This is a genomic window from Psychrosphaera ytuae (genome assembly GCF_017638545.1).
GTDB lineage: Bacteria > Pseudomonadota > Gammaproteobacteria > Enterobacterales > Alteromonadaceae > Psychrosphaera > Psychrosphaera ytuae.
The window spans coordinates 1322453-1341461 of record NZ_CP072110.1; the positions used below are offsets into that span (position 1 = coordinate 1322453).

The 19009-nt window shown below is 42.2% G+C and carries 21 protein-coding genes; 6 read left to right on the forward strand and 15 right to left on the reverse strand.

What is annotated here, in order from left to right:
- Window positions 1-16: 16 nt before the first annotated feature.
- The 5 genes from J1N51_RS05800 to nudF all read right to left on the reverse strand — a co-directional run bounded on the left by J1N51_RS05800 (window position 17) and on the right by nudF (window position 5343).
- Window positions 17-1576, reverse strand: a complete 1560-nt coding sequence (locus J1N51_RS05800; RefSeq protein ID WP_208832997.1) for a hypothetical protein — start codon at window positions 1574-1576, stop codon at window positions 17-19.
- Window positions 1577-3466 (reverse strand): DNA topoisomerase IV subunit B, encoded by a 1890-nt coding sequence (gene parE / locus J1N51_RS05805; RefSeq protein WP_208832998.1) that lies wholly within the window; start codon window positions 3464-3466, stop codon window positions 1577-1579.
- A gap of 132 nt (window positions 3467-3598) precedes the next feature.
- Window positions 3599-4168 carry a YqiA/YcfP family alpha/beta fold hydrolase gene (locus J1N51_RS05810; RefSeq protein WP_208832999.1) on the reverse strand — a complete coding sequence of 190 codons (570 nt, stop codon included), beginning with the start codon at window positions 4166-4168 and terminating at the stop codon, window positions 3599-3601.
- 5 nt (window positions 4169-4173) lie between these two features.
- Window positions 4174-4680, reverse strand: a complete 507-nt coding sequence (locus tag J1N51_RS05815; RefSeq protein WP_208833000.1) for a DUF1249 domain-containing protein — start codon at window positions 4678-4680, stop codon at window positions 4174-4176.
- Window positions 4681-4710: 30 nt separating this feature from the next.
- Window positions 4711-5343, reverse strand: coding sequence for an ADP-ribose diphosphatase (nudF, locus tag J1N51_RS05820; RefSeq protein WP_208833001.1), 633 nt, complete (start codon window positions 5341-5343; stop codon window positions 4711-4713).
- Window positions 5344-5547: 204 nt separating this feature from the next.
- On the opposite strand from nudF, the gene tolC reads away from it, so the two are divergent.
- From tolC to J1N51_RS05840, 4 genes are all read left to right on the forward strand, one after another.
- Entirely contained in the window at window positions 5548-6867 is a 1320-nt protein-coding gene (gene tolC, locus J1N51_RS05825; protein WP_208833002.1) for an outer membrane channel protein TolC, read from the forward strand.
- Between the two features lie 188 nt (window positions 6868-7055).
- Entirely contained in the window at window positions 7056-8021 is a 966-nt protein-coding gene (gene lpxL, locus J1N51_RS05830; protein WP_232842868.1) for an LpxL/LpxP family Kdo(2)-lipid IV(A) lauroyl/palmitoleoyl acyltransferase, read from the forward strand.
- Window positions 8022-8046: 25 nt separating this feature from the next.
- Entirely contained in the window at window positions 8047-8667 is a 621-nt protein-coding gene (locus J1N51_RS05835) for a TcpQ domain-containing protein (protein WP_208833003.1), read from the forward strand.
- 19 nt (window positions 8668-8686) lie between these two features.
- Window positions 8687-10294 carry a vWA domain-containing protein gene (locus tag J1N51_RS05840; RefSeq protein WP_208833004.1) on the forward strand — a complete coding sequence of 536 codons (1608 nt, stop codon included), beginning with the start codon at window positions 8687-8689 and terminating at the stop codon, window positions 10292-10294.
- On the opposite strand, the gene J1N51_RS05845 is transcribed toward J1N51_RS05840, so the two are convergent.
- The 3 genes from J1N51_RS05845 to smpB all read right to left on the reverse strand — a co-directional run bounded on the left by J1N51_RS05845 (window position 10272) and on the right by smpB (window position 12121).
- Entirely contained in the window at window positions 10272-11012 is a 741-nt protein-coding gene (locus tag J1N51_RS05845) for an NRDE family protein (RefSeq protein ID WP_208833005.1), read from the reverse strand. The genes J1N51_RS05840 and J1N51_RS05845 overlap by 23 nt on opposite strands.
- Window positions 10990-11547, reverse strand: a complete 558-nt coding sequence (locus J1N51_RS05850) for a hypothetical protein (RefSeq protein WP_208833006.1) — start codon at window positions 11545-11547, stop codon at window positions 10990-10992. The genes J1N51_RS05845 and J1N51_RS05850 overlap by 23 nt, the downstream gene beginning before the upstream one ends.
- A 94-nt stretch (window positions 11548-11641) precedes the next feature.
- Complete coding sequence (smpB, locus tag J1N51_RS05855; RefSeq protein WP_208833007.1) at window positions 11642-12121, reverse strand: SsrA-binding protein SmpB; 480 nt, start codon at window positions 12119-12121, stop codon at window positions 11642-11644.
- 108 nt (window positions 12122-12229) lie between these two features.
- Between smpB and J1N51_RS05860 the strand changes: the two genes are divergently transcribed.
- Window positions 12230-12661, forward strand: a complete 432-nt coding sequence (locus tag J1N51_RS05860; RefSeq protein WP_208833008.1) for a type II toxin-antitoxin system RatA family toxin — start codon at window positions 12230-12232, stop codon at window positions 12659-12661.
- A complete protein-coding gene (locus J1N51_RS05865) occupies window positions 12654-13001 on the forward strand; it encodes an RnfH family protein (protein WP_208833009.1) in 348 nt (115 codons plus the stop codon). The genes J1N51_RS05860 and J1N51_RS05865 overlap by 8 nt, the downstream gene beginning before the upstream one ends.
- A 34-nt stretch (window positions 13002-13035) precedes the next feature.
- Here J1N51_RS05865 and J1N51_RS05870 read toward each other — a convergent pair whose 3' ends face one another.
- The 7 genes from J1N51_RS05870 to J1N51_RS05900 form a co-directional block, all read right to left on the reverse strand.
- Window positions 13036-13383 carry an outer membrane protein assembly factor BamE gene (locus J1N51_RS05870; protein WP_208833010.1) on the reverse strand — a complete coding sequence of 116 codons (348 nt, stop codon included), beginning with the start codon at window positions 13381-13383 and terminating at the stop codon, window positions 13036-13038.
- Between the two features lie 98 nt (window positions 13384-13481).
- Window positions 13482-14471 carry a hypothetical protein gene (locus J1N51_RS05875; protein ID WP_208833011.1) on the reverse strand — a complete coding sequence of 330 codons (990 nt, stop codon included), beginning with the start codon at window positions 14469-14471 and terminating at the stop codon, window positions 13482-13484.
- Between the two features lie 17 nt (window positions 14472-14488).
- Window positions 14489-15685, reverse strand: coding sequence for a dipeptidase (locus tag J1N51_RS05880; protein WP_232842869.1), 1197 nt, complete (start codon window positions 15683-15685; stop codon window positions 14489-14491).
- Window positions 15686-15801: 116 nt separating this feature from the next.
- A complete protein-coding gene (locus tag J1N51_RS05885; RefSeq protein WP_208833013.1) occupies window positions 15802-16482 on the reverse strand; it encodes a hypothetical protein in 681 nt (226 codons plus the stop codon).
- A 20-nt stretch (window positions 16483-16502) separates the two neighbouring features.
- A complete protein-coding gene (locus tag J1N51_RS05890) occupies window positions 16503-17369 on the reverse strand; it encodes a FlgO family outer membrane protein (RefSeq protein WP_208833014.1) in 867 nt (288 codons plus the stop codon).
- Window positions 17370-17392: 23 nt separating this feature from the next.
- Complete coding sequence (locus tag J1N51_RS05895; RefSeq protein ID WP_232842870.1) at window positions 17393-18175, reverse strand: FlgO family outer membrane protein; 783 nt, start codon at window positions 18173-18175, stop codon at window positions 17393-17395.
- A gap of 9 nt (window positions 18176-18184) precedes the next feature.
- Window positions 18185-18793 (reverse strand): FlgO family outer membrane protein, encoded by a 609-nt coding sequence (locus J1N51_RS05900; protein WP_208833015.1) that lies wholly within the window; start codon window positions 18791-18793, stop codon window positions 18185-18187.
- Window positions 18794-19009: the final 216 nt, after the last annotated feature.

Here is a 19009-nt window from a genome sequence, read left to right on the forward strand (position 1 = left end):
ATGTTGCGTGTTGTTCTTAATATTTTGGTTTGGGTCGTCGGGTAACATAAAAGAAACCACATAGAGCCAACGCCCCAACCAATAACCACAAAGCCCCAGAGAGGCGCTGTTTTAATTTTACTACTGCGACTGTTAGGTCGTTTATCAATTCATTTTGATGACTCAAGTGAGCATTAAGTGCTGCTTTTTCACGAGCGTTTTCAAACTTCAAAAAAGCGTCATGTCGAGCGAGTACATCGGATTTGTTTTTTTGAATTAAAAAATCCGCCACTTGCTGATAAGTGTCGGCTTTTTGCCATTGACCTTGTGCGGTAACAATTTGCTTTTTTAGTAACGCATATTGAATCCGTTGTTCATTATCAACGGGCTTGCCTGTGTATATCACTCTAAACGCTTGGTCGTGCAACCCTAAACGCAGCGCCATTAAACTTCGTAACCGAATAATTTCAGCACGTAATTTACTTTGTTTGGTCAGATCAAACCCAAACGCATTGGGCAACTTTTGTAACTTATCTAACGCAGTTAACAGCTCTCGAGCATACTCATCATTAAACTGCTTAAGCTGGCTGTCGATTAGCACCGTCAATGACTCTAACTGCAAAGAGCGATTGCGCATGGTTTGGCCAAATTCAAAGGCTTTTTCTAGTAAGGCATCGGCATCAACAAAAATCCGCTCACTAATAAGCAGACGCGCCCACTCGATTCGTTGCTGATTCGCCAACAAAAAGAGGTTCTTGGATTCTAATTCTGATACCAAACGTTGATGAGCCAGCCTAGCAAGATATTGGTCGTCATTGGCGCTGGCACTCTCGGCTAAGAATTGACGACGCTCAATAACGGCTCCAAGTTGCTCTAAACGCTCAGCAATTTCAATCGCTTGGTGAATCGCGTCGTTGGCTTTGTCAAATTGACCGTACTCTAAATATAAACTCGCCGCTTTTTGATACCAATTACCTCGTTCGATTTCTAATTCTTTTGAGGCATTTTCGCTGATGCTCAATTCAGCAAATTCAAGGGCGTCTTCTAGGGTTTGAACCGCCATCGACAGATCGTTTTTGGCTTTGGCCAATTCAAATTGAATTTTAAACACCGCTAGGCGCTGTTGTGGCATCTCAACAACGTCGTGGAGTTCTTTGACTTTATCTGTGGTTTTTTCAATTAGACGACGCTCAATATAGGTCTTGGCTAATAATAAACGAAGTTCAAAATCCTCTGCTTGGGTTAACTCAGGATCTTGTAAGGCGTAAATAAGCTCATCTGCGACTTGGGCCGGATTAACCTCTAAGTTCATTGACGCATATTTTATCAATGCCGGATAAGACTCGAATTTACGTGTAAACGCTTGGTCTTTTTGGTTTATTTGGTCGACCAAGACTACCGCCTTTGGCGGCTCAGTCTTGGTGTCTTGTTCTGAGTCTTGCTCAGGAAGTTGCATATCGTCAATTGACGCGAGATAACTCTCTTCGGTGCTAGTAATATCTAGTTGCGCGGTTGGCAAAGACGACGCAAATGTCCCCCAGCTCACACCACCAGCTAATACAAGCGTCAATATCGACTTGATACGCACAACGTTCATTTATACAACTGCCTTGTTGCCTTTGCTCTCTAACCATGATTTACGGTCACCCGAACGTTTTTTGGCGAGTAACATATCCATCATCTCTAACGTTGGGGTAATTTCATCAATCGTCAGTTGGACTAATCGGCGCGTATTAGGATCCATTGTCGTTTCTCGCAATTGAAGTGGGTTCATTTCACCCAATCCTTTAAAGCGTTGAACGTTAACTTTGCCCTTTTTCTTTTCTGCCGCTATGCGATCTAAAATCCCGGCTTTTTCGTCATCATCCAGCGCGTAAAAGACTTCCTTACCGACATCAATACGATAAAGAGGAGGCATAGCAACGTATACATGGCCTGCTTCTACAAGTGCTCGGTAATGACGAGTAAATAAAGCACACAGCAAGGTCGCAATGTGCAGACCATCACTGTCAGCATCCGCTAAAATACAAATTTTGCCATAACGAAGTTGCGATAAATCACTCGAGTCTGGATCCATGCCAATTGCGACAGAAATATCGTGTACTTCTTGTGAAGCTAACACTTGGCCTGGCTCTACTTCCCATGTATTAAGGATCTTACCGCGAAGCGGCATGATAGCTTGGAATTCACGGTCACGGGCTTGTTTAGCTGAACCGCCAGCCGAGTCACCCTCAACCAAAAACAGTTCTGTTCGGTCGTTTTCTTGACTTGAGCAATCGGTCAATTTACCCGGTAATGCAGGGCCTTGAGTCACTTTTTTACGAACGACTTTTTTAGCCGCTTTAAGACGACGCTGGGCATTGCTAATACACAATTCAGCCAATTGCTCAGCGATGTCTGTGTGAGTGTTTAACCATAAGCTAAATGCATCTTTTACAACGCCCGAAACGAACGTGGCACATTGACGTGAGGATAAGCGCTCTTTGGTTTGACCGGCAAACTGAGGGTCTTGCATTTTAACCGAAAGAATATAGCTACAACGGTCCCAAATATCATCTGGGGTTAACTTAATACCGCGAGGAATTAGGTTTCTAAATTCACAAAACTCACGCATAGCGTCTAACAAGCCTTGGCGCAAACCATTGACATGCGTACCGCCTTGGGCTGTTGGGATCAAGTTAACATAACTCTCACCGACAGATTCTCCGCCTTCTGGTAACCAAGTCACTGCCCAATCGGCCGCCTCTAAGTTACCTGAAAATGAGCCGATAAACGGATCTTCCGGAAGGTTAACGAAACCTTTTACCGAATCAATTAAGTAGTCTTTTAAACCGTCTTGATAAAACCACTCTTGGCTTTCTTTGGTTTGTTTGTTGTTAAACTTAATCTTTAAACCAGGACACAAAACGGCCTTAGCGCGAAGATTGTGTACCAATCTAGAAATTGAAAATTTAGCGCTATCAAAATAAGAAGGGTCAGGCCAAAAACGCACCGTAGTACCTGTATTGCGTCGACCAACTGTACCAATCACCTCTAAGTCTTGTACTTTGTCGCCATTTTCAAAGGCGATCAAAAACTCCTGCGCATCTCGGCGAACCCGAACTTCCATTCGCGTTGTAAGTGCATTTACAACCGATACACCAACCCCGTGCAAACCACCAGAGAACTCATAATTACTATTAGAAAACTTACCACCAGCGTGCAACTTAGTTAGGATAAGTTCGACCCCTGGAATACCTTCTTCAGGGTGAATATCCACGGGCATACCACGGCCATCGTCTTGTACTTCCAGAGAGTTATCTTCGTGTAAAGTAACGACAATGTTTGATGCATGTCCTGCGAGTGCCTCATCCACACTGTTGTCGATAACCTCTTGCGCTAAGTGGTTAGGTCGCGTTGTGTCTGTATACATCCCTGGTCGACGACGAACAGGTTCTAAGCCGTTTAAGACTTCAATAGCTTCTGCGTTGTAAGATTGGTTGGTCATAGCACTTATTGTTCTGGTTTTTGAGACAATTTAACAAAAACGTTAAAGCAATGTACCGCAATGGATACAAAGTGTTCAATTGTTCTTATTTTGAGTTTTATAAATCAAAGATTATCGACTATCGAGAGAAACTTAAAGTAAAAATTCGACTATCTGTGGAAGGTGGTTAGAAAACCCGATAAAACTGTGGTCTCCACCTTTTTCTAGCGTTAATTTTGACTCTTTGTAATGCTCTACCGCCATTCGGTAATCCAGTACTTCGTCACCCTCTTGTTGCAGACACCAAACCTTTTCAGGTTGTTTTAAAAATGGCTGATAAATCCTTTGCAAATCACACATGTGTGATGGCGTCAGAGTATAAGATTGGTCTGTAATTGGATGAATTTGTGGGCCGAGGTAATCAGACAGCAACTCAAAAGGCTTAACAGCCGGATTGATCACTACCGCCTTTAATCCATATTTATTGTGTAAGTAAGTACTCAAATACCCTCCTAAACTACTACCCACAACACCAATAAGTTCGGGGTAATGTTGTTCAACCAAGGCTTCAACTTGGTTAATCGCAATATCAGGAGTGACGGCCAATTGTGGCGCTATAACTGAGACCTGTGGATAGTGTTGTTTGATGTACTGACTAAACAGTTGGGCTTTTTCAGACATCGGTGATGAATGAAAGCCATGTAAATATAAAATGCTTGGCATAATGCTTATTCTGATGTGGACGCTTCGAGTAACGTCTTATTATTATTTTTGGATTGATGTTTTACCGCTAAATTCAGCCAGTCTTTTAACAACTGATTGACCTGGAGCTTTTCATCTTTGTGATGTAAATGTTCGTTTGGGTAGGGGTTGTTAGCGCGAATACGAGATTGTTTCTGGTAACTGATCACTTCGAGCATTTGCGCGTCGTGGTAAACCCGAAATTCAAATTCCATATTCATAAAGCCAGGAACCTGTGACGGAGATGATTCACCTTCTTCATCACTCACTGCCCAAACCTTTTGTGCGAGCTTGTAACACTCAGTGTACGCAGAAATTTCGAGGACTGAGAGTTCAAAGTAAAGGCCATTTGGCATCTTAATTTGCCATTGTTGACCCAGTTCGTATTGCAACGGCAACAAACGTAATAACAAGGCATAATTACGCGTACACAGACCTTGAAGGCGCTGTAAATCCACCACGTATTTATCTTTGTTTATTACTTTATTTCTCATATGTGCCTTAAAACTCTCAGATGGGCTCTATTAAACGTACTTATTATGGCCCTCCTTGACCAGTTTCAAACGCAGCCATTGCAGAGCAATCACCGCAGCCGCATTGTCTATCACGCCATTATCTAATAATTCAAAGGCGTGATCTACGTCCAATACGTGAACTTTGATATCTTCGTGCTCTGTATCCAGACCAAAAATACCGCCAGCGTCTTCGCTATTAACCTCTGCTAAATAAAGGTACAAACGCTCCGTTGTTCCTCCAGGGCTAGATAGATAGCTTAGCATAGGTGTCAACTCGTCTATAACTAGGTTGGCTTCTTCTTGTGCCTCTCTAATCGCAACTTCTTCAAGTTGCTCGGATTCTTTATCCACCATCCCGGCAATAATTTCTAGCAACCAAGGACTGTCTTTTGTTGCCAGAGCGCCAATTCTGATCTGCTCAATTAGCACGACTTTTTGATTCGAAGGATCGTAAGGTAGCACCCCGACAGCGTGACCTCGCTCAAAGATTTCGCGCTGAACCCAGTCACTCTGACCGCCAGCGAACTTGGCATGTCTGAAAGTGAACGTGTTTATTTTGAAAAATCCATCAAAAGCGCGTTCAATAGACTTGATTTCGACATTTTTGCTATTAAATACTGGGGTATATTTTTGTTGTGTCATGGACCAATTCCAGGTGAGATGCGACGAGCAGTAAACTTTATCACAAATTGAAATATGCCTTATTAACATTTCAATATTCTGTTACATTTAGCAGTAATGTGTTAACACAAAAACATTACTTAAAACAATTAGAAAGGCTAGACTAAGGCTGAGATCATTGTCATTTAAGAATTTTGGAATAAGAACCTCTGTTAAGGAACCACTATGAGAAAGTCATTTTTATCTGCGACTTTGGCAATTTTATTTGCCGGTGCCGCGATTCCTGCGTATGCGACAAATCTAGTCGAAGCATACAAAGACGCTGTTCAAAACGACCCGCAAACCTTAAAAGCGAAAGCGGCTTATGATGCAAGCGTTCAAGCAGAAGAAATTGCCTTCTCTAGCTTGTTGCCAAGTGTCAGCCTAACAGCGGGTTATACAACGGGCACGTCAGAGCAAGTAAGTGATGCAGGCGCGATTTATGACGTTGACTCTAATACGACATCTTGGGGCGTAACACTTTCACAAACCATTTTTAAAATGGGTGACTGGTACAACTTAGACGCTGCCGAGCAACGTGCATTGCGCTCACAAACTGACTTTGATTTTGCTCAACAAGGACTCATTCAACGAGTAGCTAATGCTTACTTCAATGTATTAAAAGCACAAGACACCCTTGAGTTTGCGCAAGCAGAGCGCAAAGCAATCGAGCGCCAGCTTGAACAAACTAAAGAGCGTTTTAAAGTTGGTCTGACAGCCCGTACTGACGTTCACGAAGCACAAGCAAACTTCGACAACGCGGTTGCGACAGAAATACGCAGTCAAAACGACGTTGAGATTGCCAAAGAAGGTCTTCGCGAGATAACTGGAAAATTCTACGCAGACGTCAACGTCTTAAACACAGAGCGTTTTGACGCCCAAAAACCAAGCCCAGCTGATGTAAATGCGTGGGTAAAAAAGGCGGAAGAAAACAGCTTAGAATTAAAAGCCAAAGAGTTGTTGGTACAAGCAGCTAAGTTCGATATTAAGCGTTCTGAAGCGGGTCATTACCCGACATTGGATTTAACAGCGAGTATTGGCGGTAAAAAGGCCGGTGGTGATATCGAAGGACCAAACCTTAATTCTTCTTCAATTGGCGTTAAATTAACGGTACCAATTTATACTGGTGGTGGTACGTCAGCAGCGATTAAACAAGCACAAGCCAACTATGTACTGGCAAGTGAGGACCGCGAAGCAACTTATCGCAGTGTTGTACGTACCGTTCGTACTTCATATGCTGACGTTGTGTCTCTTGTTTCGACTTTGAAAGCACTAGAGCAATCAGTGATTTCTGCAGAGAGTGCGTTACAAGCAACACAAGCTGGCTTTGAAGTTGGTACTCGTACTATCGTTGACGTTCTTAACAGCACACGTAATCTTTACAATGCTAAACGCAACTTATCGAACAGCCGTTACAACTACATCTTAGCTATGATGTCGTTAAAACAAGCGGCCGGTGAATTAAGTGCTCAAGACCTAGTGGCAGTCAACAGCGGGCTAAAATAACCAAAGCCCTTCAGCCAAAAGGCTAAAAAATACAAACGAAAAGCGGAGCTTCTGGCTCCGTTTTTTTTTGTGCCAATTTAATGCTGACAGCCCCACTGTCTCTGGCAAGACCAGATTTAGTCTTCCCCTTGTGCTGTGATAGGGTAGAATAGCCCTTATTCATTTCATTTTTATCTGGTTTTTTTACTTTGAGTGACAAAAATTCAAACCGCAATAGCTCGCCAAACAGCTTTGTGCCACCTACTTTTTCATTTGCCTTTTTGCACCCTCGTTTTTGGCTAACTTGGCTAACCATAACCTTCTTGTATTTATTGAGTTGGCTGCCATACCGTGTTCAGATCGGTTTGGGTAAACTCATCGGTCGCCTATTGCTTAAGGTATTAAAAAGCCGAAAAAAAACAGCCACTCGCAATCTACAACTGTGCTTCCCTGATAAATCTGAAGAAGAGATAAACCGTCTTGTTATCGCTAATTTTGAAAACGCCGGCATAGCCATTTTTGAAAGTGGTATTTCTTGGTGGTGGCCTAATTGGCGACTTAAAAATATGTGTCACGTAAAAGGTACCCAACACATAGATAAAGCGCTTCAGCAAGGCAAAGGGATCTTTTTGTTATTCACGCACATTTTCCCACTAGAAATGATGGCTCGAGTATTAGGCGACAATGGCTACCCATGTGTTGGCTTTTATCGCCCGCATAACAATAAGCTATTAGAGTGGGTGCAGTATCGAGGACGCTGTCGTTCAAACCGCTACATGATTGGCAAACGAGATGTGAAAGGATTGTTAAAAGCATTGTCTGAAGGTGAGATCACGGTTTATTTACCAGATCATGACTACGGACCAAAGCGCAGTGTCTTTGCGCCATTTTTTGCGGTCGAAAAAGCGGCCACAACAACAGGGACAGAGATCTTTGCAAGCCATAAGAATGCCGAAACCATTCCGACCAAAATTCGTCGCTTAGACAACTTTAATGGTTATGAGATTGAATTTTTGCCGCCTTTGACGGATTATCCTTGTGAAGATTCATTCGCAAATGCCGTGCAAGTGAACAAATGGGTTGAATCAGCTGTGCTGGACAACATGGAACAATATATGTGGGTTCATCGTCGTTTTAAAACTCGACCAGAGGACGAGCCCGAGTCTCTTTACTAAAGTGAAGAATATTAAGGAGAACAATATGTCACAGAAAAGTGTCAAAAAAGGAACAACCAAAAAAAGCCAATCTGGTTACCTAGGCAAAGTACTAGGGGTTTCGATCTTTGTTCTTATTATTGTTGGTTTTGTTTATTGGGGTAGTGACGAAGCCAATAAAACCAGTGAAAACCCGGTCGCTAAAGGTGTTGCTAAGTTCTATGCCGAAGTAAGACAAGCCTTAAAGCCTGGAGCTGAGCGACTTAATGATTACACAATCCAATTACCAGAGCCTGACGTCTCGATGGGCGATCAATTGACGTCTCGAGACGGTAATGTAAAACCCGCGCCAGAAGACTGGAACGGAGAAAATAAAAAGCGTTCATTTAAGCAAAATGACACCCTAAAAACCGCACTATCACAATACGCAAATGAAGAAGGTATCGAGCTCATTTGGGATTTAAAATACGACTATATCGTCAAACATCATTTTGCCGAAACCGGTGACATGAAAACCCTAATTCGCAAAATATCGACAACAGTCAAAAGCGATTACAGTGGCAACGTCACGACTTATTTTTGTAAAGATGCTCGGGCTCTAGTCATTACCGACAAAAGCGATCCTTATCTGACGCGCTATTGCGAAGAAAACGCCCAACAATATTAAATAACGGAATATACACTGAATGAAAAAAACAACCTGGTCTGCTTCTGTCTTACTTTCCACCTTATTACTTGGTTGTGGAGGAGGCTCGACCTCAGAGGAAGGCCCTGAAGGCACCGTCGGTTTTTCTGGTAGCATTGAAGGCCTTGTCGGCGCTATCACTGTTAACTTAAATGGCTCTCCACAAGTATTTACCACCAACGGTGACTTTGTCTTAGATACGAGAATTGAGACGGGTTCTAATTTTACGATAAGCGTTTCGGACACGTTAGATGGCTTAACCTGTACCGTATCAAACGGCTCAGGTATCGCAGAGCAAAGTCAAACCAACGTTTTGATTTCTTGCTCAGGCTTAGAAACCCGCGCGTACAGTATTAATGCGTTGGACTTCAAATATCAATCGCCTTCTTCTGTGTTGTCGACGAGTTTGCATTTGGTCGATCGCAAAACAGGTGATGCTATCGATGACCTAACTGCTGATAATTTTTCTGATTATTTAACGATTTTGGAAAATGGCTTACCCGTTTCTGACAAAGAGTCATTTATTGAAGTGGATAACGTCACCGACCTCAACACCAATTACACTACTGTGTTTGCTATTGACGTCAGTGCATCGATAGAACCAGCTGACCTTGAGCTTGTTAAAGGCGGTATCAAGTCCATTATTGCCGATGAAAGTGGCCAGTCTTTATTATTAGACAATCAAAAAGTGTCGATTTTGACTTTCGATGGCGACGTTGAGTTTGTTGTTGAAAACTCACAAGACATCAATGCAATTAACACTGCAATTGACGGTATTACCGTCGGTGGTAACTCAACTAACTTGTACGGAGCTATTCAAGCAGCTGCATCGAGCTGGGAAAACCAAGTATCGTTGGAAAACATCTCTTATGGCAGCATGATCTTATTTACTGATGGTAATGACTCATCGTTTTTAGTAAGTAAAGAGCAAGCGCTTGAAGCATCTATAGGTAAAGATTTGTACTTTATCACGCTTGGTGCAGATACAGACCGTGCGATTTTGGAAGAGTTTACTGACTCAGACAATATTTTTGAACTGGATAACATCGCAAGTGTTGAACGTTACTTAAGCGATGCATTGGCACACGTTAAGTCTTACGAAAACGGACTTTATGTTATTGGTTATGCAACTCCTAAACGAGCTGGAACCCATCAGTTGACGTTTGAAACCAACGATGACTACACATGCCAAACGCCAGCCTCTCAAAATGAACAATTAGAGATGAGTAATACAGGTAATCTACAAAGTTGTGTGGATTCGGTTGAGTATGAGTTTAACGCTAATAACTTTACCGATGTCGAACCTTTATTAGACGTGATTGGTGTTAGTAATACAGTCAGCCCGACCGCACAATGGCAAGTAAAATTACGCTGGAGTAACGACACACCGCGTTATCAGTGGAGTACAACTTTGTGTATGGGTGACATCACTCCAAGTATAAAGTCTGATGTCATTACGTTTACTCGTAACATTGAAGACTTATCTATTATCCGTGTTGATGTAACCGAAACATCGACAGGCCTTAATCAACGTAAGTTCTTGTTTATGGCTAAGGACAAGGAAGAATTAGAAAGCAACCGCATTTTTAGAGGCGGTGACTGCAACTAATTTGTTTGGTTATCCAATTTGCTGGTTCTAACTGACAAGGAGAGCCAGCAAAATACCGCATCTCAACTTCTCCTTTAGTCATGCTCACCACAGTTATTGATTGACTCTCGGCAACTTCCCTATGCATACACAAGCTATAAATAAAGTCATCGTTTACAAGAGGCTTATGGGATTGGTGTAACCTTATCAGATCCTCTAAAGAGCCTACTTGCTGTTGGTCAACGTACGCAGTTCTAGCGCGAATGATGTCGTTAACTTCAGGATCGCCGGATGAATAAAGTTGCTGTGGTAAAGGCTGCCATACAAGCTGGGTTTCTGTGCCCGAATAATGAACCATTCCCCGTCGTTGTTTATCCTGATGTAACACCCCCAACACAAACGGCTGCGAACGCTCTAGTGACCATGCCTCAACAACGCCTTTGATGGCTTCTATTGTGTTGCATTGCGCAACCGCGCGGATCAGTTGACCACGGCTTTGTAAGTCCGATGAGTTAGGCTTGAGAACACCTTGATAATCATTTAACAAAAACACTGTAAAGCCAGCGTTATTTACAGCAATCCAACTGCCTTGCCCTACTGGATCAACGGGCATAAGATACTCTACACCGGCTTTACTAAAGCGCTGAGGAGGTAGCGCTTTTGGTCTTTGTATGGCTTCGTCTCTAGTAAATACCAAACCAATATGATCGTCGAATTCACGCCAATTTAGACTGCACATTAACGTCACTCTGCTGTTGTTCGTATTGTTTGGTTGAAGCCGCCTTTCCAAAACTACTGTCTACCACAACACCATCAGACAAGGCTAACAAGCGAATAATCGCCATATGATGAGTTGTATGGCTATGCAAAAACACTAATTCGCGGGCGATTGATGATACTACAGGTTGACTATGAGCCTGGGTATTTGTCGCACACTTAACTAATATTGCAGGCTGCTCGTCTTGCGATTCGGAGTCCTTGTGTTTGATCAATTTTGCCAATTGCGTTTGAAGCTTTGTTAATGCTAAAACCGCCGCACTTTGGCACCGCTCAAGTTGTTGGTTTCGAGGCCTTTGGTCGTAATCAAATTCTCGCTCAGAGCCAATAACGGTCTGATAATGTTCGATGATGTGACGTAAGTGAGCCGCAATAGAACCAGAATTTAGGTTTGTATTAGCTTGGACAAATTGATGAGAGCTCAGTGTTTCGACAAAGTTTGCCAATTGCTTGAGCAGAGCAATATTATCAAGAGTAAGTTGTTGAATATTGGGCATAGGCACTGGCTAAATTATTATTCTTTGTCTTAGTAGAACACCAAAGATAGACAAAAATTTCAAATAATTTAACCAATAAGCCAAATTAGATAGATTATCTAGTTGAGTGTTTCATGATCCGCTCTTTCTGGCGTGACCAGTCTCTGTCTTTAATGTCAGTACGTTTGTCTTGATTTAGCTTACCCTTAGCCAAATAAAATTCGACTTTGGCCCAGCTCTTTTTCCAATACATAGCCGTACACACCAAAGTATAACCTTGGCGTTCTACTGCACCTACTAACTCGTTAATTTCTCGGCGCTTAAGCAATAGCTTGCGATAACGAGTAGGATTGCACACCACATGGGTAGACGCTTGTGTCAGTGGCTGGATTTGCGAGTTAAGCAAAAACACTTCGCCATCTTTGATGTGAACGTAAGTATCAGAGATATTTACTTTGCCTTCGCGAATACTTTTTACTTCCCAACCCTGTAATTCAATCCCAGCTTCAAACTTTTTATCTAGGTGGAATTCATGACGAGCTTTCTTATTCAGCGCAATAGTATTGGACGGAGCCTTTGGTTTTTTCTTAGCCATAATCACTTCTTTGTTGTTTACCAGTGGATTATAACCATTTGTGCATTATTTTCTATCCAAGTTTGATAGAATAACGTACATCAAAAATACTTTAGGTTTAGTGAGGGTATGGCGCAACTATCCAAAAATGCGTTGGTCATGTACAGCGTTGACCAGATGTATCAGTTAGTAAACGACATTGAGCAATATCCGCAATTTATTCCAAATTGCGCGGATGCCAAAAAGCGACAAGTCAGTGAAGACCGACTCGAAGGCTCGTTATTGATCAACAAAGCCGGGATAAGCAAGTGGTTTACGACAGAAAACACGCTCACTTCAAATCAACGCATCGACTTAAAGCTCGTTAATGGTCCGTTTAAATATCTGCATGGGTACTGGCAATTTACCCCACTAGATGACCATGCTTGTAAAGTTGAGTTACATCTAGAGTTTGAATTTTCTTCTAAAATGATCGAATTAGCATTTGGAAAAGTGTTTAATCTAGTCGCCTCAAGTATGGTGACTGCATTTACGCAAAGAGCAAAACAAGTTTATGGTTAATAGAATAACAATTGAAGTGGCATACGCCCTTCCACTTAAACAATCACTGCTGCAATTACAGGTCAATGCCGACAGTACGGTACAACAGGCCATTGAAAAGAGTGGAATTTTGGTGAGTCACCCTGAGATTGACTTAACCGAAAACAAAGTGGGTATCTGGTCTAAGACCTGTAAATTAGATGCGTCATTGCGCGATGGCGATCGAATTGAGATATACCGTCCATTGATAGCCGATCCAAAAGAAGTACGCAAACGTCGTGCTGAGCGTGCTAAACAAGAAGGTCGAGCGGATAAAATAACCGGTGGTCGTCCTAACCCGCGTAAAAAAGCCGAGAGTTAATCTCGGCTTTTGAATTTATAATTAGGCGATTACCTTATTCAGAATCAAGTGGCGTCATAAATGACTCTGGCTGTTCAAAATCACCAGACATTGATTTAAGCGCATCACCCTCAAAGTTCAACACCAGCTCTTTTTTGATAAATTCGTCAGTCTTACCAACTCTGATTGTATAAACGTAGCGCCATGTATGGTCGCTAAACGGACTGCTTACCACCGGCGTACCTAATACAAACTTAACCTGCTCTTTGGTCATCTCGACACGTAGTTTGTCCACGTCTCTTTGATTCAAAAAGTTACCCTGGTTGATGTCGTACTTATACACCCAACTGCTGCATCCAGAAACCAACACTAAAGAGACAAAAACTAATAATAAATGCTTCATTTTTAAACTACTTAAAGGACAATTCACTGCCTATTTGAAAGGCCAGAAACGAAAAAGTTCCGACATACTAGCAGATAAAATATTAAGAGGTAAGAGACTTAACGCTTACTTAGCAGACGACTAATAAACTTTTTGTAAAAGCTATCTTCTATCGACTCTTTAAGCTCAGGCTCAATACCCATTTGTGATTCCAACTTTTGGATTTGAGGCACGGTTAAAACGTGGTTTCCCGCCAACAAGTTTTTTATTACCGTATTACGCCCTAACAGAAAGTACTTTAATTCAGTACTTTTGGGCTCTTTGATATTGAGTAAACTCGGTACCAAAGCCTCACTCAACCCTAATGATTCCATGACATGCGGGCGAATAAACTCATCAAACTTTAAAAAGTCCAATAAAGACTCTGCCGTTGGCTCAAAGGGCTCTCGGTGTAACTTGTTATATTCAATAGATAGTTTGGTCAAGGATTGCTCATAGAGCTTTAGCAAAGCCAGCATAGGCAAGGCATGTAGTAAAACGATAGACTCTAGACTGTGGTGATCTAATTTAACCCCGTCTTTTTCGGCAATACCGATAGCGAGGTCGCGATAGTCCAAAGTTAGCTCTTCAACCCGAGTTTGAATCGACGCGCAGGGCTCGACTGAATTAAGCCCAAGGTAATGCCAGACCAACTGGCGTAACTTAGTTGACCCCAAATACCCCGTTTTCACATCGACGATTTGTGTAATAACTGTTGCAGAATCCGATTTGTCATTAAAAACATCTTGAATCGCCTTGTCTAACCAAAAGTCTCGTTGACGGTCTTGGTTCAACATTTCAACAGAGTATTGGCCTTTGTGAATAGCCGTTGCAATAGTGCAAATGAGCTGTAACTTGGGATCTAGAGTGATTAGGGCGTCAGCCCAATAAAGGTGGCGCCCTAATCGCTTTTGTAGTTTTTCATCAAACTGCGCCACTTGATCAGAGGCAGGATCAAGCTCAGTGCGCAAAATAAAAGGAAAAACAATACTTCTGTAAAACACATCAGAAATATCATCCAACAAGATTACATCTGCAAGGTCAGAGAGTTTCCCGATTTCATCAGCCATTGTTTTCCCCCAGCGCTTTACATCTTAGTTGCAAGCTCTTCGACTTGCTTCCAAACGCGCATAAAGTTGCCACTTAAAATTTTCTTAATTTCAGCTTCAGTATAGCCTCGGTTTAACAAGCCTTGTACAAAGTGAGGAAAATAAGACACATCTTTCAAATCTCTAGGCAAAGAATCACCAACACCGTCATAGTCCGAACCGATTCCGATATGATCAATGCCTACCAATGCTTTAACATGATCGATGTGATCTAACACCATTTCCAAAGAAGCATATGGGTATGGGTTTTCTTCGCGGTATTTTTTAGCAATCTCTTCCGCTTTTGGCTCACCCCATTTAGTACCTGCTTCTTCCATTAATTTTGATAGCTTAGACTGCCATTCACGAGTTTCTTTTGATACAAAACTAGATCCAAAGTTAATCATGATCACGCCACCGTTTTTGCCTAATGCTTTGATCATATCGTCATCCATATTTCGTTCAAAGCCAGGTGTAAAACGTCGTAACGAAGAGTGAGAAGCAATTACAGGCGCTTTTGTTATCTCGAGTGTTTGATAAAAAGCAGCATCCGATACGTGAGAAATATCGACCATCATGCCAATCTTGTTCATTTCGACGACTAATTCTTTACCAAAGTCACTTAGCCCCTTCCATTGGCGACGAAGATCATAGGACGAGTCAGAAATGTGGTTAGACAAAGAATGAGCTAATGTGATGTAACGAATGCCTCGCTCATAAAACATTTTTAAGTTGTCAATGCTGCCGGCAATCGGGCTACCGTTTTCCATTCCCATTGGTAATGAAATAACACCACGTTTAAAATGATCTTCAACATCTTTGGTTGAATAAGCTACTGCGAACTTCTCTGGAGCTCGGGCTTCAATTGCTTCCACTGAATCAATCAGCTCGTGCGCCATTTGAACCCCAAAATCTTTACCCGGGCCTTCGAACGTTGCTGGAATATATATCGACATAAAAGGTGCGTTTAGGCCACCTTCTACCGCACGAGGGTAATCAAAGTCACCCTTAGCCGTGGCTTCTGTCACGTCTTCCCAACGTTTTTTTATGCGGTATGGAACGTCAATATGACTATCAACAATGATTGTACTTTGCGCTATTTTTCTTGCTTTATCAGTAACTTCAATCGCTTGAGAATTGGTAGAAACCAAACCAAAGGCCAGAGCCGCTGACACCAAAGAGAGTTTAAAAGACATGGGGTTCCCTTTCATTTTTATTTGAATTGTTTTTGAATAACGACCATTTAACCACGTTCAACAACGTGTTTAAACTTACATTGATAGTGAAAAATTGGTGATTCAACGATGGCGTTTTAATTCTGACGTATACCATCTAGATAATCGTAGAAGTAATAGTCAGTGATAGGTAATGCCATACTTGCTTCTCGACTCTTTCCAGTAAAGTCAGAGGGCACAAGTTGCAGACAAATTTTACCAAATCGCATGGTTAATTTGGGCGTGATCAACCAATCGGCATTTTTTGGTGAGTGCTGAGCATATAAACTGAGCTGATCTTTAACTAGTTCTTCAACAATATGTGCACCGCGCTGCCTAAAAGGCAGTGCCGGCAACTCATTTTTAAGTGGGGCAAGTCGGTAATACAGCTCAGAAGGCTCGATCGAAAAGTACACGGCAAGTTCGTTAATAAGCTGCTGAATTTGCAACTCTAATAACAAATACTGTTCTGCTCGGTGATAATAAGGGCTGAACTTATCCAACTGACCTAAACGAAGTTGTTTTATGGCCTCAACAGCGGACACAACATCTTGTTCGTGACCTGAAATTGCCACAACCACATCATGAGGCAAACGTTCCATGTGAGGCTTAGGCTGAATTGACGGCTTAGCGACAGCGACAACTGGCTGAGAAGCATCTGGTGTTTCTTCAAACCAATCCATTTCGGTAATTGCACAAGCAGATAAAGCGCCAGCAACGACTAATGTAATGCTTCGCTTTGTCCACTTGCCAGGATTAAACCGCTTGTTTATTAACACTGCTCAACCCCTCACCAAGCTTAATATACTGTATGTTTAGCACCACTTGGTACAATAGTGTCTAATACAAAATATGGCATAAAGGTGGAAGCGCTTGCCACAACCCATTTGTTATCAAAATCAACCACACGGGCAATGATCTTCAGACCTTTTTCTTGATACATAATGGTGCCGGCCAATACATGAGTCATACCTTCAACTGCATTTAACTCATTGGTGTTACGAGAAAAAACAAGATCGCCATCGTGATTAACAGTGATTGTATCTTTCACTTTATAGTCGGCAACCATAAATCCGCTTTGTTGCAGCTCACTGATAAAATGCTCTGCGATTCGGTTTCCAAAAGGCGTAACTGAGGTCAGATTATTGTTAAAGTCGACAAATGAAGTCACCCCAATAACAGGGTCATTGAGATTGTTTGCAAGGCTATTAATTAAGTCTGTCGATACACGCTCAATGTACTCTTCAACTACAACACTGTGCTCGGCGCCACTCAGAGAGTGTTGACTGATAGGCGGAATAAACTGCTCGTTCGAACCTTGATGAGTCACCGCTGGGCGATAAGGCTGTTTAACCGAACCGTAATAACTCATTGTTGAGTTGGGCTTTTCTGCTGGTAAACGTTTGATCACTCGCTTTTCAACAACCATTGTCTCGGTAGATGGCTCTGTCGCATCATGCACAACGCGAGTTTCTTCTTTCTCAATGGTTGTTTTAGTAACTGGTGCTGTGTCGCCTTGGTCAAGGTTGCTGTATTCTGCATTGGTTTGAGCAGAGTCAGAGGCTTGTGGTTGACCCGTGACAAACTCTGTCAAACTACAACCACTTAGAATGGTGCTTGTTAACAAGGCACTCAACAGAGCTTTGGACTTAGATACATGTTTCATGGTTTACCCTCCGCTAACTAGGGCTATTCTGAGTCTGCGTCGCGGTCACCCGACATAAGTGGAACACCATCACTGTAACCACTCGACACTAAACTGTTAACAACATTAGCTGGTAAAAAACCTTGCGCGCTCGCTACGACCGCTTTAGATTCGATGCCTATTACCCTTGCATTGACTAAGTAGCCAGAGACTTGTTTAACCATGGTTCCTGCAACTGCATATTTAATTGGCAAATCGCCATTTAACTCGAGGTAATCTTTACTGAATACAAAATCACCCGTTGGTGTTACTCGCACAAAGTCCAAGGTTTTAAAATCAAGCACAGGAATGCCGTACTTGTGAACTTCGTGAATAAAGCTTTCTGAAATTTGGCGGCCCAGTAAGTCTGCATGTTGATAATCGCTGTCTAACATAACAAAACTGGTCACAACCATAGGTGTAGTCGAATTGACATACTTCATGTTGCCCACTAAGTCTTGCATCATAGTACGAACATAATAATTTAAATTTTTGACGCTGCGGGTTGAGTTAGGTTGTTGGCTTTTCAGCTCGTTCATGCGCCCTAACAATTGCTGGCGATAATCATTTTGAAAATCAACACTGGCTTCATCAGGAGTCGCAACGGTACCACTGGCTAAACGTGGTTTCAGTACCACCTCTTCTTCAACAACGTATTGCTCTTGAGAGGTAGTCTTAGTTACCTCTTGCTCATTTGTATCGGATTCGTCATCGCCCCACCCCCAATAATCCGTGCTCGAACACGCCACTAACTGAGTTGCTAACAGGGTTAAAAGTAACTTCTTCATTCTAAGCTCCTAGTATTCGCCACGGATAAGTTGGTCGTTTTTTAGTTTCACTTTTTCATGGCTCCACATTGCCGTTAAAGGCAAATAATCGGTTGCCGCTGCAACTATGGTTTTTGAACCCACATCGATTAAACGTACATTCACCATCAAATTGTCTTGTTGTTGAGTATAGTTGCCTACCAATATGTAATCGGCACGTACGGCGGGATCTAAATCTGTTACTGCTCTCGATACAAATTGGTCGTATTCTGCCGCCACCGACATAGACTTTTTGACTTTAAACTCAATGACTTTTAATCCTGCTTGAGTCAAAAAGGTCATCATGCTCTCTTGTAACTGTAAGCCTATGCCACGATGGCTTTTGTTTTTGTCCTGCTTCAAGCTATTTGCAGGCAAAAAGGTGCCGACGGCAACTGGCCGGGTCGGATCAAAACTGTTTGTCGTATCAAGTAACTGCCTAGCCAATAATTCGACATGCGCATGCATAGTGTCTTGCGCAGACTCTGGTTGATACTGTTTATACCCTTCTGGTGGCTTAGGGTTTTGTAATTCGGCGACTTTTTCGATTGTACTACAACCGCTCAATACGCCAATCAACACCAAAAATAGCACTCTCATTGCATTATCCACATCGTCTCAACGCTCCAATCTGACATAGCCAAAAAACCGACAATGATCTTTTAGGATCAACAACTCGCTTATTTGAACGCAAGTTTGGAGTAATTATGATCTGTTTTGCTCTAATGCACGCAATTTTAATGCCACTAATTTTTATATTGTGTTTGAAGATTCCAGCAGGATTGGCATATCCGACGAGATAAAAAACTCAGCTCA

Bases quoted from the DNA above. Each gene is read 5' to 3' on its own strand.
- J1N51_RS05800 (WP_208832997.1), bottom strand. From the start codon at position 1,576: ATGAACGTTGTGCGTATCAAGTCGATATTGACGCTTGTATTAGCTGGT.
- parE (WP_208832998.1), bottom strand. From the start codon at position 3,466: ATGACCAACCAATCTTACAACGCAGAAGCTATTGAAGTCTTAAACGGC.
- J1N51_RS05810 (WP_208832999.1), bottom strand. From the start codon at position 4,168: ATGCCAAGCATTTTATATTTACATGGCTTTCATTCATCACCGATGTCT.
- J1N51_RS05815 (WP_208833000.1), bottom strand. From the start codon at position 4,680: ATGAGAAATAAAGTAATAAACAAAGATAAATACGTGGTGGATTTACAG.
- nudF (WP_208833001.1), bottom strand. From the start codon at position 5,343: ATGACACAACAAAAATATACCCCAGTATTTAATAGCAAAAATGTCGAA.
- tolC (WP_208833002.1), top strand. From the start codon at position 5,548: ATGAGAAAGTCATTTTTATCTGCGACTTTGGCAATTTTATTTGCCGGT.
- J1N51_RS05835 (WP_208833003.1), top strand. From the start codon at position 8,047: ATGTCACAGAAAAGTGTCAAAAAAGGAACAACCAAAAAAAGCCAATCT.
- J1N51_RS05840 (WP_208833004.1), top strand. From the start codon at position 8,687: ATGAAAAAAACAACCTGGTCTGCTTCTGTCTTACTTTCCACCTTATTA.
- J1N51_RS05845 (WP_208833005.1), bottom strand. From the start codon at position 11,012: ATGTGCAGTCTAAATTGGCGTGAATTCGACGATCATATTGGTTTGGTA.
- J1N51_RS05850 (WP_208833006.1), bottom strand. From the start codon at position 11,547: ATGCCCAATATTCAACAACTTACTCTTGATAATATTGCTCTGCTCAAG.
- smpB (WP_208833007.1), bottom strand. From the start codon at position 12,121: ATGGCTAAGAAAAAACCAAAGGCTCCGTCCAATACTATTGCGCTGAAT.
- J1N51_RS05860 (WP_208833008.1), top strand. From the start codon at position 12,230: ATGGCGCAACTATCCAAAAATGCGTTGGTCATGTACAGCGTTGACCAG.
- J1N51_RS05865 (WP_208833009.1), top strand. From the start codon at position 12,654: ATGGTTAATAGAATAACAATTGAAGTGGCATACGCCCTTCCACTTAAA.
- J1N51_RS05870 (WP_208833010.1), bottom strand. From the start codon at position 13,383: ATGAAGCATTTATTATTAGTTTTTGTCTCTTTAGTGTTGGTTTCTGGA.
- J1N51_RS05875 (WP_208833011.1), bottom strand. From the start codon at position 14,471: ATGGCTGATGAAATCGGGAAACTCTCTGACCTTGCAGATGTAATCTTG.
- J1N51_RS05880 (WP_232842869.1), bottom strand. From the start codon at position 15,685: ATGTCTTTTAAACTCTCTTTGGTGTCAGCGGCTCTGGCCTTTGGTTTG.
- J1N51_RS05890 (WP_208833014.1), bottom strand. From the start codon at position 17,369: ATGAAACATGTATCTAAGTCCAAAGCTCTGTTGAGTGCCTTGTTAACA.
- J1N51_RS05895 (WP_232842870.1), bottom strand. From the start codon at position 18,175: ATGAAGAAGTTACTTTTAACCCTGTTAGCAACTCAGTTAGTGGCGTGT.
- J1N51_RS05900 (WP_208833015.1), bottom strand. From the start codon at position 18,793: ATGAGAGTGCTATTTTTGGTGTTGATTGGCGTATTGAGCGGTTGTAGT.